Genomic DNA, 15,196 nt, shown 5'->3' with positions numbered 1-15,196 from the left:
CGGCCCGGTCTTTATTTGCCGGGCTGTTTATTAGCTACCGCGCTTAGTTAGCTGCAGCACCTTCCTGAACCTCACCTGCCCCACTTTCAGGCAAATATAGCGGGCCTTTCTGACCACAACCACCCAGCACTATGGTGCTGACAAATAGAGCAACCCACCAATGTTTCACTGTTCTGCATCCTGATCCGAGGTTAATGCGAAGATTATACCGTTCCGACGGCATGATGAGTACCTGCCACTGACGCGTTCTGACAACAGAATTGCAAGATAACTTGTTAAGTTCTTACGTATCTATCTATTATTAGAATTCAGCTGCCGAATTATTGAGAAGCTATGCCACAGACAACACTGCAAAAGATTGTTGTATATGGAGATTTCAACTGCCCCTTCTGCTATGCCCTGCACGAACATCTGCAGACGCACAATCGCCTGGAACTGGTCGAGTGGCGGTTAATTCAACACACTCCAGAAGTCAGCAGCCATCTGAGCACTACCGATGATCAGATTGAACTAACTTCCGAAGTCGCCACCGTTCGTCACCGGGCGCCGGACATCAGCATTGCCCTTCCCCCGTCCAGGCCTAATACTGAACAGGCGAATGTAATTGCCGAGTCCCTCAGGCAGATACGGAACGATATATCGGAACAGTTCAGAAAGCTGGTCTACAGAGCGTTGTGGCAAGATGGCCTGGATATATCAACCCCCAAGGTTCTACAACAGTTGCTAGAGCAGGCTGGTAGTCATCAACCAGAATTCAATCCTGTAGTGAAAGAAACTCTCAGCGACTGGCAAAAGAACTGGGAACAAGGCAGGTACGATCAAAGAATACCGGTTATGCAACACCCGAAAGGTGAACCTCTGATAGGCTTAGCCAGTATCCAGGATATATTAAGCTACCTTATTAAAGCTGATCATCAACAGTCCCATACAATTGCCAGCTGCAGCTTTAAGCCTCGCCCTATCATCCTGCTGTTGGGATCATTGACCGAATACTGGCCGCAGATTCAACCTTTACGTGATGACTATGATATCCGGGTGATTGCCGATGCCGATCAATTCAGCGCATTTCACGATGGACCTGAACAAGCAGACCTTCTGCTCCTGACCGGGGTTGCTGACAATGAACATAACATGCGCTGCCTGCAACTGATTAAGCAACATTCGTTACAGCATTTATCAGTCATCATGTTGAGCCAGCAATACTGCCCTACGGAGCATGCATTATCTTGCCAGCTTGGCTACAGTGACTACCTGCATCCGGACGTTCCTGTACAAGTATCGATCTCTCGCATAGACAGGCTAATCACTCTTAAGCGCCTGACGGACCAGTTATTACAACAATCCAACCGGGACCATCTGACTCAGCTCTATAACCGCAGAGAATTTGAACACCAATTAGAGCTGGAATGGTTACGGGCTTCCAGATCCAAACAACCACTTTCTTTGCTGATGATCGATATCGATCTGTTCAAGCAATATAACGATAATTACGGCCATCTTGTCGGCGATGATTGCCTGCGCAGCACCGCCTCAGTCATCGAACAGGCAATCCAACGTCCCGCTGACAGAGCATTCCGCTATGGCGGTGAAGAGTTCATCCTGTTGCTGCCAGACACCGATCAGGCAGGGGCCAGGTTAATCGCCCACAAAATTCAGCATCAACTGTCCGCGGATAAAAAAGGGGCCGATGCTGATAATTTTTCGACTATTACACTGAGTATAGGGATTGCAACATCTGGAGTGATTACCGATCAAACTCCTTACCAGCTGCTAACGCTTGCCGATCAAAAGCTGCTCGAAGCCAAAGGTGCTGGCAGGAACCGGATTCATGCCGCCATACTAGCCTGAGCTAAAGATGAGTAGCGGAACGAACTGCTATATACTCTGTCCACTAATTTCCAATCCGGCAGTAACGAGTGCAGCAATGAACGAATCTGAATTTAACCAGCGGGTTGATGACACCCTGAGCACCATCGAAGAACTGTTAGATGAAGCCGAGACTGACCTCGACTATATCAACAATGGCGGAGTACTGACCGTTATCTGTGAGAACCAGAGCCAGATAATTTTTACTCGCCAGACCCCGGTCCTGCAACTCTGGCTGGCTGCCCGAAGTGGCGGCTTTCATTTTGATTATGATTTCGATGTGCAAACCTGGCTCAGAGACAGTGACAAAGCACCATTAAATGATGTACTCCACACCGTTTTCACCGAGCAGGCCGGTGAAACATTTAATTTCGCTCTGTAATTTTTCACCGCAATTAAGGAATGACCATGTCTTTTAGTAACGCCCTACAGCGCCATACTGAGACCTTCAACCGTCTGCCGGAAATACAGACCGACGTTGAACAACTGGCCGACCAGATCGCAGAAACTTTTGCCGCCGGGGGCAAGCTGTTCTTTATGGGTAATGGTGGCAGCGCCGCAGATAGCCAGCACCTGGCTGCCGAGTTCGTCGTGCGCTACAAAGCGGAACGCAAGCCTCTGCCCGCTATTGCACTGACAGTGGACAGCTCTATCCTGACCGCTCACTCCAACGACTACAGCTTTGCTTCGGTTTTTACCCGTCAGATTGAAGCCCTGTGCCGCCCGGAAGACCTGGTGATCGGCATATCCACCTCGGGCAATAGTGCAAACGTTATCGATGCTATTAAAGCCGCTCAGACAATTGGTGCAAAGTGCTGGGCCTGGACCGGAGAAAACGGTGGCCAGCTGGTTGATATCGCAGACAACATCATCAAAGTCCCGGCCGCAGAAACAGCGAGAGTTCAGGAAGCCCATATCTTTATCGGCCACTGGCTCTGCGAAGAGATGGATTATCTGCTTAGCACGGACTAATAAATTCTGACTAGGTAAGTACCAACTAATAGTCGATGCCTGCTAACTCGGCTGGCTGTATTTCTGCACCAGCTGAGACAACCTTACCAGCGCACCACGGTTAGCATCCATATAGGCCTGCCCAGCAGCCCCCATCATCTTTACCTGCTCCGGATTATCCAGCAACTGCCTTACGACTAATTGCAATTGCTCGATATCTGAGACAACTGTTAACGCCTGCTGCTTCTCCAGCTGATCCGCGATCTGCTGAAAATTAAACAGGTGCGGCCCCATCAACACAGGCTTACCTAATACAGCAGGCTCAAGAGGGTTATGCCCGCCCCGTTCGATCAGACTGCCACCTACAAACGCAATGTCCGCCGCGGCATAGAGCTTCATCATGTCGCCCATGGTATCGCCCAGATAGACATTGATATCCGTAGCGGGCGGCTCGCGCAGACTACGCCGAGAGGTTTTCAGACCGGCCCGCAAACACTGGTTATACACCTCGACAAAACGCTCCGGATGGCGCGGCACCAGGATGAGTAAAAGTTCTGGACTACGATTCTGTAAAGCCTTGTAAAGCCCAATCAGTTGCTGCTCTTCATCGTCATGAGTGCTAGCTGCGATAAACACTGGGCGATCGATTCCCCAGGCGCTTCGCAGTTGTTTTATCTCTTCTTCATCACCTTGCGGCGGTGTGATATCAAATTTGATGCTGCCGGTCACAGCCAGCTGTGCCGTGCTTAATCCCAGATCGAGGAAACGCTGACCATCCACCGGATTCTGAGCAGCAATGCAGCTGATATCACGCAGCATAGGCCGGGTCAGCCAGGCAAACCGCTGGTAGCCCTTCGCCGAGCGGGCCGAAAGCCGGGCATTGGCAACCAGCACCGGGACATCACGGCTGGCACAACTGCGAATAAGATTTGGCCATAGTTCGGTTTCAACAATAATGCAGCAACGAGGCTTAACACGGTTATGGAAGCGGGCCAGTACATCCGGCAGATCGTAGGGGCAATAGACATGCATCACCCTGTCGCCGAACTGTGCCCTGACCCGCTCGCTACCGGTAGGGGTCATGGTCGTCATAATGATCGGCTGTTCCGGGTATTGCGCCAGAAGCTGTTCAACCAGGGGAGTTATAGCAACAGTTTCCCCTAATGAAACACTGTGTATCCACAACGGTGAGACTGCGTGACTGGACGTAAAATCGGGAATCAAGCCGAACCGCTCCCCCCAGCGCTGGCGATACTCCGGAGACTTTCGGCCTCTAAACCAGAGTTTTAACAAAATCAGCGGGGTCAAACAGTACAGCAACAGTGTATAGAGCAGTCGCGCCATAGAAGGAATACCTGAAATCCTTTCGTAAAACATCAGTTTAACATTATCAGTCTGTCTGGATGAAAGGTTATAATGCGAGCAACCATTAAGGACTAAAAACACCATGCAGACAGTTAACACAGACCTGATCATTCTCGGCGGCGGTATTGCAGGCCTCTGGTTGCTGAACCGTGCCCGCCAGGCCGGTTTTGATGCCCTGTTACTGGAAAGCGAAACCCTCGGTGGTGGACAGAGTGTCCGCTCGCAGGGAATTATCCATGGTGGTACAAAATACGCATTGAGTGGCGCACTGACCCAGGCATCCAATGCGATCTCAGACATGCCGTCACGCTGGCGTGAATGCCTGCGAGGCAGCGGCGAGCTGGACTTGCGATCCGCAAACGTTCTGTCCGACGCGCACTATATGTGGTCAAAAGGCTCTTTAGGATCAAAAATGACCACTTTCTTTGCCAGCAAAGCGCTGAAAGGGAGAGTTGACGATGTCCCTGAACAGGATCGCCCTGCCGTATTCAACCACAAAGACTTTCGCGGCGGCCTGTACAAATTGAATGAAATCGTTCTCGACGTACCTTCAGTGATTCAGGCACTGGTTGAGCCCCATAAAGACCGTATTTTCAAAAACAATGCAAAGTCGACAAATATTAGAACCAACCCTGCAGGTACAATCGAAGCGATAGAACTTAGTGATATAAGTATTGAGCTAAAGGCACAACGCTATATCCTGACCGCCGGTGAAGGCACTCAGGACCTGCTTGCTCAGTGGGGCATTGATCAACCTAAGATGCAGCGACGACCGCTGCATATGGTGGTGGTCCGGCACAGTGCCAATTTACCAACCTTTGCGCATTGCATCAGTACCGGCAGTAAGCCTGTCGTTACTATCACCACCCACCCCGCAAGCAATGGCGAGCAAGCCTGGTATCTCGGCGGCGATCTGGCAGAAAGCGGTGTTAAGCGGAGTCCAGAGCAGCAGGTAGCTGAAGCGAAAAAGATCCTGAAAAAACTGCTGCCCTGGATCGAGCTGCCAAACGCGCGCTGGGCCAGCTTCCGGATAGACCGGGCCGAACCTAAGCAATCCTCCCTGACCCGACCCGATTCCGCCTTTGCACAGGTAGTGAATAACGGCATCGTATCCTGGCCAACCAAGCTGGCGCTGTCACCGGACCTTGCCGATCAGATTCTGCAGCAGCTAAACCAGCAGGCCATCGTTCCACTAGAAAAAGCTGACCTGAGTTTACTAACTGATCTCCCCCGTCCCGAAGTAGCTGAGCCGGTATGGGAGACCTTGTTTTGAGATCCGATCTGAAAGAACAGCTAAAACCGCTGCAACAACGCCTGATAGCCGGTACCGATATGAAAGTTAGTCCGATCGGATTAGGCACTGTCAAGCTAGGCCGGGATCAGGGTGTAAAATACCCTGATAGCTTCATTATCCCGGACGACCGCGAAGCCGCTAATCTGCTGGCACTGTGCCACGACCTGGGCATCAATCTGCTGGACACTGCTCCCGCCTATGGCCGCAGCGAAGAGAGGCTGGGACCTCTGCTCCGCGGCCAGCGCGACCGATGGCTGATCTGCAGTAAAGTTGGTGAAGAGTTTGATAACCAGACTGGACAGTCACACTTTGATTTCACCCCTGAACATATACGATTAAGTGTAGAACGAAGCCTGCGCCGACTGGAAACAGATGTTATCGACCTGATGCTGGTGCATTCCGACGGCAACGATATGGATATCATCCGGCGCTACGGTGTGCTCGAACTGCTCGACGATCTCAAAACGGAAGGTAAAATCCGCGCCGGAGGCATGTCCACTAAAACAGTCGAGGGTGGTATCGAAACCCTGAAACGCTCAGATGTTGCGATGGTGACCTATAACTTGTCCCATGCAGAAGAGCTACCGGTAATCGATTACGCCCAGCAACATGATAAAGGGATTCTGGTTAAGAAAGCCCTTGCATCCGGTCATGCTTGTTTGAGGGATGAGCAGGACCCGGTGCAGGCCAGCTTTGATTTCATTTTTGCTCATCCGGGGGTGAGCAGTGCCATCATAGGCACTATTAATCCATTGCACTTGCGCAGTAACGCAGCAGCGGTAGAAAAGGCACTGGGTTTGTAAATATATTAGCTTCGATGGAGTAGATATGATTCTAGCCAGCAAAGATCCAGGCGATTTTCAAACTTATGGGATCGAACTGACCCCTTACGCTGGCGGCATCAATATCACCTCTGTCGGCAACCCTATAGATTTTGAAACTATGCAGCGCCGGCGAAAATCCTGCTCTGCATCTATACCTGGGCAATTTGCCAACCTTGGCATTTCAGCACAGATCCACCTTCGCATAGATACGCAGGAATACCTTCTACTGGTTCGCCAGGAGCACAAAGATCACTCCGTTCTTAAACTTCCTTCCGGTTATATTCCCCAGCAGCAGTTCAGCAATCCCTATCTGACTCTGGCTCAGGAGTTGGCTGAAGAGTGTCTGTTACTCGATGGAAAACTGTTCTGCCTCAGCCTTCTGAACGGGTGCCAATTGGAAAAGCCCTATAGCAAGCTGGATTATAACGATGAGCTCAGCATGGAGTTCATGAGTGAAGACTATAATCCGCTACAGCTGCCGCAGACAAAAGTATTTATCAATCAACAGCCTCTCAAAGGCCAGCCGCTACTGTATATCCACAAACAGACCTGTTCGGTACAGCTGGTGTATCCACTAAGACTGGAACTACCAGATAGTGAAACACTATCGCTATTGCACGCGGAGGAAAAGTTGAATCCGGCAAATCAGTTATTAGAAGTAGAACTCAGTGCCGATCTCTGGCTAGCGCGGCTAAACCAAGGCAAGATTACTCAACTGGGGAAGCTGATCAGAGGCAATGTAGTACCGATGCGGGCACCAACAGGAACCCGGCTGAGCGAGGTATTAGCCCCGCGCCAGCCTTTGCCTATAGACTAAATAAACTAGCCCTCTTCACCCGCCTGAATTTTTTCGACGATCGCCGTTGTTGAGCAATTATCAAGGAAGGATAGTACCCGAACTTCGCCACCGTAGGTTTTGACAAATTCGCCACCTACCACTTCATCCAGACCGTAATCACCGCCTTTTACCAGCACTTCGGGTCGCACCTGCTGCAACAAGCGTTCAGGCGTATCTTCAGCAAAACTAACCACCCAATCGACCGCTTCCAAACCAGCCAACACAGCCTTACGACGCTCAACCGGATTGATAGGACGGCCTTCGCCTTTGAGACGCTTCACCGAGCTATCATCATTAATTGCCAACACCAGCCGATCACCCTGGGCGCGAGCTTGCGCCAGATAACCAACATGGCCTGCGTGGAGGATATCAAAGCAGCCATTGGTGAAGACGATCTTTTCGCCACTGGCGCGGGCATCTTCAAGCGCAATCAACAACTGCTCATCTGAAACAACACCACGTTCGTAGCCATGCTCCTCATTCACTGCACGACGCAGTTCCGGAGCGCTGATCGCAGCAGTACCCAGCTTACCAACGACGATACTTGCGGCAATATTGGCAAGTCCAGTAGCCACTTCCAGCGACTGACCCGCCGCCAGCGCGGTAGCCAGAGTTGAGATAACCGTATCACCGGCACCGGTAACATCAAAAACCTCACGGGCACGGGCCGGGAAATGCACTTCATTTTGTCCCGGCTTAATCAGGGTCATACCCTGCTCACTTCGGGTTACCAGCAACGCTTCGAGATCCAATTCACTCACAAGTAGTTGAGCCTTTGTGATTAGCTCCTGCTCAGTTGCACAATGACCGACCACCGCTTCAAATTCACTCAGATTGGGAGTCAGCAGAGTAGCCCCCCGATAGCGGGCAAAATCGCTGCCCTTAGGGTCCACCAGCACCGGCACTTTTGCCGCCCGCGCTGCTTTGATCAACGCCTGGCTATCACTCAGAGTTCCTTTGTTGTAATCCGACAAGATCAACGCGCTTACATTCTCCAGCAAAGCTGCTACCTGCTGTTCCAGCTGAGCACTGTAGTCCACAGCGAAAGGCTCTTCAAAATCAAGCCGGATCAGTTGTTGATGACGACTTAATACCCGTAACTTGGTGATCGTCGGTTCGCTTTCGCTGAGGCAGAACTGACAGTTAACCCGTGCCGATTCCAGCTGTTGTTGCAACGCCTGACCCGCTTCATCTTTACCAACTATACCCACCAGCGACACACCGGCACCCAGAGCAGTAATATTCAGGGCTACGTTGGCAGCACCACCGGGACGATCCTCCCGCTGATCAACTTTGACCACCGGCACCGGCGCTTCGGGGGAGATCCTGGAGGTTGCTCCGTGCCAGTAACGATCCAGCATCAGATCACCAACTACAAGCACCTGGGCATTATCAAAACGGGGCATCACCAGTTTCATACTTTATCTTCCTGTTGCGTACTATCCCCGGCAGCATCTGCCGGGCTTTCATTCTGCTCGGTAAACTGAAGCTTATGCAGGTTAGCGTAGACGCCACCTTGTTGTAAAAGTTCAGCATGACTGCCGCGTTCAATAATACACCCGGAATCCATCACCAGGATACGATCTGCGTTCTCGATCGTAGAAAGCCTGTGAGCGATCACTATCGTTGTTCGACCTTGCATAACATTATCCAGCGCATCCTGGATATGTCTTTCGGACTCGGTATCCAGCGCCGAGGTTGCCTCGTCCAGAATCAGAATCGGCGCATCTTTCAGGATCGCCCGGGCGATAGCGATACGTTGTCGCTGACCGCCGGAAAGCAGCATACCGTTTTCACCGACAAGCGTATCCAGACCGTCCGGTAATTGCTTAACAAACTCAGTGACATGGGCCGCGTCAGCTGCCGCTTCTACCTGCCCTCTGCTGCAGCCGGCCATCGCACCGTACGCGATATTGTCGGCAATGGAGCCGTTAAAAAGAACGACCTGTTGATTCACCAGAGCGATCTGACGGCGCAGGTTATCCAGCTGATAATCATTTATATCCAAACCATCCAGCTTCAGCTCACCGCTGGTCAGATCGTAAAAACGGGGTAGCAGGCTAGCCAAGGTCGACTTTCCGCTACCGGACTTCCCCACCAGGGCGACGGTTTCACCGGATTCAACGGTCAGATCGATCCCCTGTAGAATCATCTTATCCGGTTCCATCTTCTCAGGGTCAGCGTAAGTGAAACTCAAATTATTAAGTTCCAATTTACCTTTTACCCGCTCAACACTGATTGAGCCTGTGTCTTTCTCCGGAGGAGAGTCGATCACTTCAAACAGACTCTCGGCCGCAGCCACCCCTTTCTGAATCATACCACTGATTTCAGTCAACGATCGTATCGGTTTAGCCATCAGTGAAGCTGCCGAGATAAATGCGATAAACTGACCGGTCGACATCTGCTGAATCAGGCTGGGCTCCATCGCCAGATAGGTAAGCAAGGCGATCACGCAGGCCACCAGCATCTGGACTATCGGAATGGTTACCGACTGGGTTACTACCATTTTCATAAACTGTTGCCGGTTGTACTGGCTGGCATCGAAGAAGCGCTTTTTCTCGGATGGTTCACCACCAAAGATACGTACTACCTGGTAACCTTTTATCGCTTCCGATGCTGCAGACGTAATGTTTCCGACGGACCCTTGCACATTATGGCTGATTCGCCGCATACGTCGGGCAGCAATACCCACGACCCAGCCAACCACAGGGCCGATCACCAGAAAAAGCAAGGTCAGCTTCCAGTTCAGATAGAGCATATAACCAAACAGGCCCACTACTGTCAGCCCTTCCCTGATCGCAATCTTAAGCGCATCGGTGGCAGCACCCGTAACCTGCTCTACGTTGTAGGTTAAGCGGGACAACAACTCTCCGGATGAGTTTTGGTGGTAATAATTACTCGGCAGGACCATCAGGTGATTGAACAAGTCGATGCGTAATAGGTGAACCACATATCGGGCAACGTAAGACAGGCCGTAGTTACCCAGGAAAGTACCGACTCCACGAACAAAAAAGATTGCGATGATCGAAAGAGCCAGTAAGACCCGGTTATCAAACTCGCCAGCCTCTATAGAATCGACAAAAAACTCCAACCACTTTGCCGAAGCGGTTTGTGAAGCAGCATAAATCACAAAGCCGACAACACTGACGGAAAAAGCCGGCCAATATTGTTTTACATAGCTCAGCAGGCGGATATATACCTGCATACTGTTATCGTTTTTCACGTACTGCTCTAACCTTGTCTGATAATAGATACAGCTCGCAACCAACCGATCAAGTCTTACAGATAAGCGCATACGGATTGCACAATCTGGCAGATAGAAAACTAGTGTTCATCGGCGGCGAACATTATAATTGCGTGATTTTACAGTATCTGGATACGTTGTGGGCAACAAAGAAACAAGCTGGTCCGATTTTTTAGCGCCAAAGTACTGGTTTATCTGGTTATTTATCGGAATTCTACGCGTTTTAGCCCTACTGCCATTCAAAACCGGACTTTGGGTTGGTAAACAGCTGGGCAACCTTTTGTATTTCGCCGTGCCAAAACGACGCCGTGTTACAGAAGTGAATATAGCCCTGTGCTTTCCTGAGCTGAGCGCCGAACAGCAGCAAACTATGGTCCGTGAAGTATTCCATAATAACGGTATCGGCCTGGTAGAAACCGGCTGGGCTTATTGGGGCAACAAAGATTTTTTCCGGGGTATTACCCATTTCAAGGGCTTTGGTATTCTGGATGATGCCCTGGCTAACAATAATGGCGTAATTCTGATGGGCGGACATTACTCTCCACTGGATCTCTGCGGCCTGCTGTTTTCATTCTATGATGTACCCTGCAGTACTTTATATCGTAAGCATAATAACCCACTGCTGGAGTGGTTTTTCTGCAAAGGCCGTAGCCGTTTCAGCAAACCTCTGGAGCGATCGAAGACGCGCCAGATGTTGCGTGACATGCGTAAAAACCACTGCATCTGGTATGCCCCGGATCAGGACCTCGGCAGCAAAGGCAGTGTATTCGTGCCTTTCTTTGGCCAGACTGCCGCGACCATCACCGCGACTACTAAGATGAGCGCCCTGAACAACTCACCGCTAGTCGTGTTAGGATGCTCCCGTAATCTGGACAACAGCGGCTACACCCTGGAAATAAGGCAAGTAGAAGGCTTTCCATCAGGCGATGAAACTACCGACGCGGCACTGATCAACAAAGCGATCGAGGGCTGTGTTCGCACCGCTCCCAGTCAATACATGTGGGTGCATAAGCGTTTCAAGACTCAACCTGACGGCAATCAGAAACTGTATCAGATCCATAACTGCTAACGAGATCCCACGGAGACATTATGAAAGTCAGTGGATTTACCTTCCTGAAAAACGGCTCCGTTCTGGGCTATCCGTTCGTTGAGAGTATAAAGTCTGCATTGCCTATCTGTGATGAGTTCATCATTGCATTAGGTCAATGCGATGATGATACAGAAGAGAAAATCCTCGCCATCGGCGACCCTAAAATTCGTATCATCCATACTACTTGGAATGAAAAGATGCAGGACCGGGGCTATGTTTACGGTCAGCAAAAAATGATTGCACACTTCAACTGTAGCGGCGACTGGGCGCTTTACATAGAAGGTGATGAAGTACTACACGAAGATGAACTGGATACAATTCGTGGCAATATGGAACGCTTTCTCGATGACAAAGAGGTAGAAGCCTTCTACTTCGATTTTTATCACTTTTATGGACGCCCTGATCAGGTCGGCATTTCAGGTTACCGCCGGGCTCCACGTATCATCCGTAATTCGCTGCGGAGCATTGCTCCTGACGGGCTGTTCTTCGTAGTGCTGGATAAAAATAAGAAGGGCCGTTATCCGAAAGCGGTCCACGCGGGCGGTAACGTTTACCATTACGGTCATGTTCGTAATGTTGAAAATATGCAGGAAAAAATTAATCAGGTATCGAAGTACTGGGATCATAAACCAGAGCCATTCCCAGGCTACGGCGATATCGACACTGCAGTAATCCGTCCTTTTAAAGGGACCCATCCTGCAATCATGAAGGAATGGCTGGAAAAAGATGCTGAATGGGACTTTGCCCAGAACCCAGATTACAAACTGAGCAAGCGGGATAAGAAGGTCAGGTTAAAGCTGAAAGTTGAAGATGCTCTGAATATCGAAATTAGTAAAAAACATTACACTGATTTGAAAAAATCAGAAAATAAACATAAACCCTGATAGCGAATGCTATTTTCGGCAACTCTGTTTAAGAATGAACCACCCTCAAAAGCCGGAGAGATACCTAGTTAACTTTCCGGTTTGAAATAGCCCGTACATTTTCAAACCAGATATATATCAAGTTGCCCTTGATCTTGTCCCTCTTATGGCTAGTAGGGGTCTTACTAAAACCACGGAAATTCTTAGATTCTGTAATGCTTTTTAACTCCTATACTTTTGTATTTTTATTTTTACCAATTGTGTGGGCCGGCTTCCTGCTAATCGGTACACGCGGCCATCACCGGGTTGCAGTCTCATGGCTGGTAGCCGCATCATTGTTCTTTTATGGCTGGTGGAATCCGGCTTACCTGGGATTAATTCTGGGCTCAATGCTGTTTAACTACGCACTAGGCACCCAATTGCATAGCAGCGAAAATAGCTCTACGAGTCGAAAATTACTGTTACTTTCGGGTATCGCTGCCAATTTAGGCCTGCTGGGTTATTACAAATACGCCAACTTTTTTATCGACAACCTGAATCAGATACTGTCCAGCCCGATCGAATTTGGTCAGGTACTGCTGCCACTGGCAATCTCATTTTTTACCTTTCAGCAGATCGCTTATCTGGTCGATGCTTATCGCGGCTACACCCGAGAATATAATTTCCTGCAGTACTGCCTGTTTGTCACTTTCTTTCCTCAGCTAATCGCTGGTCCGATCGTACACCACAAACAGATGATGCCACAGTTCCTCAGCGAAGCAACTTATCGTTATAACGCAAAAAAAGTTGCCCAGGGACTTACTCTACTTACCCTTGGTTTGTTTAAGAAAGTCATTATCGCGGACAAACTATCTCTCTATGTTCATCAGGTGTTCAATGCCGCAGATAATGGGGTCGCACTGTCCCCCCTTGAGGCTTGGTATGGCGCGCTCTGTTATACTTTCCAGCTTTATTTCGATTTTTCCGGTTATGCCGATATGGCTATTGGGATAGCACTACTGTTTGGTATCACACTTCCCTTTAATTTCAACTCCCCCTACAAATCGTTAAACATCACCGATTTCTGGCGCCGCTGGCATATCACTTTGTCCCATTTTTTGCGGGATTATGTATATATCCCTCTGGGTGGAAACCGTAAAGGGGAATTCAGGCGCTACCAAAACCTGCTGCTTACTATGCTGCTCGGCGGCCTATGGCATGGAGCCGGCTGGACCTTTGTAATCTGGGGGGGGATGCACGGCCTGATGCTTGCTGTTAACCACCTGTGGCAATCCCTGATAAATAGATTACAGATACCCCGTTTGCCTTCGCTGCTGTCAAATTCTTTGAGTTGGCTACTAACCTTTACGGCGGTGGTTTTCGCCTGGGTAGTATTCCGGGCAGAGAATATGGATAGTGCCCTACGGGTCTGGCAGGCAATGCTGGGCCTGAATCCACTTTCAGATGGTCAGGGTTATTTTTATAATGAACTGTTCCGCAGGTCATCAACCATCACTAACTGGATTAGCGTCCTGATCCTTACCGTTTTATTCCTGCCTAATAGTCTGCAAATTGTAGGTTTAGCACCTGGCGCAAGCAGGTTTCGGCTGAAGCCCAATTATGTTTGGATATTACTTATATCCGGCCTGGCTATTACGGTGATCTTAAAGATGAATAATGTCAGCGATTTTTTGTACTTCAGGTTTTAATTTATGGCCGATTTCCATCGTTTCAATCTAATACTGGTTAGTGTGGTTACGATAATCAGCGCAATTCTGGTAGCCACTAGTCTTTATCTGGATAAGTCTGCCGGGGGCAACATGACCCGGCTTGGAGGCTATAGTGAAAACGACTATGGCTGGAATAAGCCTCAGCACGCTTATGCCAAACCACTTTATCAGTCCAATAAAGGCAACTACCATGAGCACAGTGACCTGGTGGTTTTGGGGGATTCATTCTCGGGAGAAATCCCGACAGTAAATTGGGTAAATTATTTTGTCGATAGAACCGGTGTAAGTACCCAGGTATTTAGCTTCAATCAAGGCGGTATAGAACGAATCATCAGCAGCAGCGTCTTTCGCCAGACACCACCAAAATATCTGGTCATTGAAAGTATTGAAGAGAGTATTTATCGTCGATTTCCTAACCGCAACTGTCAGGTATCAGAACAGAAGCTACCTGCTAAACAGCATTATGATACAAAACTGGCCAACGATAAGCTGTATCAAACAAACGCATTCAAGCGTGAAACCTATCAACAGGGGTTGAACCTTGATAATGCAGGAAACTACCTGATAAAAGCGATTCCCAGAGCTCTCGGACTCAACGTTTCTGATGTAACTGAGTTGGCACTTACACGTGACGATCTGTTTTCAAGCCGAGTAAAGGATAATATTCTGATCTATACAACTGATATTGAAAAACGTAACTGGCCGGAAGACAGTTCGGCAACAACGGCCTGCAACCTGTTGAATTTACAGCAGAGAATAGAAGCTAATGGCTATACAAAAGTAGTTATAATGGTCATTCCTGATAAATTGACAGCGTATTCTGAAGTCCTGGCCAATGAGTCACTATCCCAACTCAGTATTATTCCAGGTTTGGCAAAGCAGAAAAGCCTTAATTTGATCAGACTGGACCTGCTCCTGAAAGAGGAAGTGGCACAAGGAACTGTAGATATCTACCTGCCGAACGATACCCACTGGTCATCTGCCGGCTATCGACTGGGGGCTGAAGCGATGATCGACTATTTTAATACCACGGCCCAACCATTTGATTGAGTAAAAATATGAACCGCTATTCAAAAGGTCTTCCACAGCGCACAAAATGTGTACATCTACCCTGAAACAGCACGAAGAGCCGCACCATCAATACATATATTC

At 49.3% G+C, this 15,196-nt stretch carries 14 protein-coding genes; 10 read left to right on the top strand and 4 right to left on the bottom strand.

Annotated features, from left to right (window positions below; translation table 11 throughout):
* Positions 1-43: 43 nt before the first annotated feature.
* Entirely contained in the window at positions 44-169 is a 126-nt protein-coding gene (gene lptM / locus ACQUQM_RS20070; protein WP_432471642.1) for an LPS translocon maturation chaperone LptM, read from the bottom strand.
* Between the two features lie 164 nt (positions 170-333).
* Here lptM and ACQUQM_RS20065 point away from each other — a divergent pair, with 164 nt between their 5' ends.
* From ACQUQM_RS20065 to ACQUQM_RS20055, 3 genes are all read left to right on the top strand, one after another.
* Positions 334-1,848 carry a diguanylate cyclase gene (locus ACQUQM_RS20065; RefSeq protein ID WP_432471641.1) on the top strand — a complete coding sequence of 505 codons (1,515 nt, stop codon included), beginning with the start codon at positions 334-336 and terminating at the stop codon, positions 1,846-1,848.
* A gap of 76 nt (positions 1,849-1,924) precedes the next feature.
* A complete protein-coding gene (cyaY, locus tag ACQUQM_RS20060) occupies positions 1,925-2,248 on the top strand; it encodes an iron donor protein CyaY (protein WP_432471640.1) in 324 nt (107 codons plus the stop codon).
* A 26-nt stretch (positions 2,249-2,274) separates the two neighbouring features.
* The gene (locus ACQUQM_RS20055) at positions 2,275-2,838 is read left to right on the top strand and encodes a D-sedoheptulose-7-phosphate isomerase (RefSeq protein ID WP_432471639.1); all 564 of its coding nucleotides are present in this window, start codon (positions 2,275-2,277) and stop codon (positions 2,836-2,838) included.
* Positions 2,839-2,880: 42 nt separating this feature from the next.
* Here the strand turns inward: ACQUQM_RS20055 and waaA are convergent, their stop codons facing one another.
* Positions 2,881-4,161, bottom strand: a complete 1,281-nt coding sequence (gene waaA / locus ACQUQM_RS20050) for a lipid IV(A) 3-deoxy-D-manno-octulosonic acid transferase (RefSeq protein WP_432471638.1) — start codon at positions 4,159-4,161, stop codon at positions 2,881-2,883.
* A 103-nt stretch (positions 4,162-4,264) separates the two neighbouring features.
* Between waaA and ACQUQM_RS20045 the strand changes: the two genes are divergently transcribed.
* Genes ACQUQM_RS20045 through ACQUQM_RS20035 form a run of 3 tightly spaced genes read left to right on the top strand, consistent with a single transcriptional unit; the run spans position 4,265 to position 7,117 of the window.
* Positions 4,265-5,455, top strand: coding sequence for an FAD-dependent oxidoreductase (locus tag ACQUQM_RS20045; RefSeq protein ID WP_432471637.1), 1,191 nt, complete (start codon positions 4,265-4,267; stop codon positions 5,453-5,455).
* A 59-nt stretch (positions 5,456-5,514) separates the two neighbouring features.
* Positions 5,515-6,279 (top strand): aldo/keto reductase, encoded by a 765-nt coding sequence (locus ACQUQM_RS20040; RefSeq protein WP_432474856.1) that lies wholly within the window; start codon positions 5,515-5,517, stop codon positions 6,277-6,279.
* Between the two features lie 25 nt (positions 6,280-6,304).
* A complete protein-coding gene (locus ACQUQM_RS20035; RefSeq protein WP_432471636.1) occupies positions 6,305-7,117 on the top strand; it encodes a hypothetical protein in 813 nt (270 codons plus the stop codon).
* Between the two features lie 5 nt (positions 7,118-7,122).
* Here the strand turns inward: ACQUQM_RS20035 and hldE are convergent, their stop codons facing one another.
* On the bottom strand, positions 7,123-8,556 hold the full coding sequence (gene hldE / locus ACQUQM_RS20030; protein ID WP_432471635.1) for a bifunctional D-glycero-beta-D-manno-heptose-7-phosphate kinase/D-glycero-beta-D-manno-heptose 1-phosphate adenylyltransferase HldE: 1,434 nt from the start codon (positions 8,554-8,556) through the stop codon (positions 7,123-7,125).
* On the bottom strand, positions 8,553-10,343 hold the full coding sequence (gene msbA, locus ACQUQM_RS20025; protein ID WP_432474855.1) for a lipid A export permease/ATP-binding protein MsbA: 1,791 nt from the start codon (positions 10,341-10,343) through the stop codon (positions 8,553-8,555). The genes hldE and msbA overlap by 4 nt, the downstream gene beginning before the upstream one ends.
* Positions 10,344-10,521: 178 nt before the next feature.
* On the opposite strand from msbA, the gene ACQUQM_RS20020 reads away from it, so the two are divergent.
* The 4 genes from ACQUQM_RS20020 to ACQUQM_RS20005 all read left to right on the top strand — a co-directional run bounded on the left by ACQUQM_RS20020 (position 10,522) and on the right by ACQUQM_RS20005 (position 15,094).
* Positions 10,522-11,451, top strand: a complete 930-nt coding sequence (locus ACQUQM_RS20020; RefSeq protein WP_432471634.1) for a lysophospholipid acyltransferase family protein — start codon at positions 10,522-10,524, stop codon at positions 11,449-11,451.
* A gap of 20 nt (positions 11,452-11,471) precedes the next feature.
* The gene (locus tag ACQUQM_RS20015; RefSeq protein ID WP_432471633.1) at positions 11,472-12,356 is read left to right on the top strand and encodes a glycosyltransferase; all 885 of its coding nucleotides are present in this window, start codon (positions 11,472-11,474) and stop codon (positions 12,354-12,356) included.
* Between the two features lie 194 nt (positions 12,357-12,550).
* The gene (locus ACQUQM_RS20010) at positions 12,551-14,023 is read left to right on the top strand and encodes an MBOAT family O-acyltransferase (protein ID WP_432471632.1); all 1,473 of its coding nucleotides are present in this window, start codon (positions 12,551-12,553) and stop codon (positions 14,021-14,023) included.
* A gap of 3 nt (positions 14,024-14,026) precedes the next feature.
* The gene (locus ACQUQM_RS20005) at positions 14,027-15,094 is read left to right on the top strand and encodes an alginate O-acetyltransferase AlgX-related protein (RefSeq protein WP_432471631.1); all 1,068 of its coding nucleotides are present in this window, start codon (positions 14,027-14,029) and stop codon (positions 15,092-15,094) included.
* Positions 15,095-15,196 lie beyond the last annotated feature (102 nt).

It is taken from the genome of Amphritea sp. HPY (assembly GCF_050870985.1).
Taxonomy (GTDB): domain Bacteria; phylum Pseudomonadota; class Gammaproteobacteria; order Pseudomonadales; family Balneatricaceae; genus Amphritea.
This window is presented reverse-complemented; position numbering and strand designations above follow the sequence as displayed.

Coding starts and splice junctions, on each gene's coding strand:
- ACQUQM_RS20010 (WP_432471632.1), top strand. CDS start 12,551: ATGCTTTTTAACTCCTATACTTTTGTATTTTTATTTTTACCAATTGTG.
- ACQUQM_RS20055 (WP_432471639.1), top strand. CDS start 2,275: ATGTCTTTTAGTAACGCCCTACAGCGCCATACTGAGACCTTCAACCGT.
- hldE (WP_432471635.1), bottom strand. CDS start 8,556: ATGAAACTGGTGATGCCCCGTTTTGATAATGCCCAGGTGCTTGTAGTT.
- ACQUQM_RS20005 (WP_432471631.1), top strand. CDS start 14,027: ATGGCCGATTTCCATCGTTTCAATCTAATACTGGTTAGTGTGGTTACG.
- ACQUQM_RS20035 (WP_432471636.1), top strand. CDS start 6,305: ATGATTCTAGCCAGCAAAGATCCAGGCGATTTTCAAACTTATGGGATC.
- cyaY (WP_432471640.1), top strand. CDS start 1,925: ATGAACGAATCTGAATTTAACCAGCGGGTTGATGACACCCTGAGCACC.
- waaA (WP_432471638.1), bottom strand. CDS start 4,161: ATGGCGCGACTGCTCTATACACTGTTGCTGTACTGTTTGACCCCGCTG.
- ACQUQM_RS20015 (WP_432471633.1), top strand. CDS start 11,472: ATGAAAGTCAGTGGATTTACCTTCCTGAAAAACGGCTCCGTTCTGGGC.
- ACQUQM_RS20065 (WP_432471641.1), top strand. CDS start 334: ATGCCACAGACAACACTGCAAAAGATTGTTGTATATGGAGATTTCAAC.
- ACQUQM_RS20045 (WP_432471637.1), top strand. CDS start 4,265: ATGCAGACAGTTAACACAGACCTGATCATTCTCGGCGGCGGTATTGCA.
- ACQUQM_RS20040 (WP_432474856.1), top strand. CDS start 5,515: ATGAAAGTTAGTCCGATCGGATTAGGCACTGTCAAGCTAGGCCGGGAT.
- msbA (WP_432474855.1), bottom strand. CDS start 10,343: ATGCAGGTATATATCCGCCTGCTGAGCTATGTAAAACAATATTGGCCG.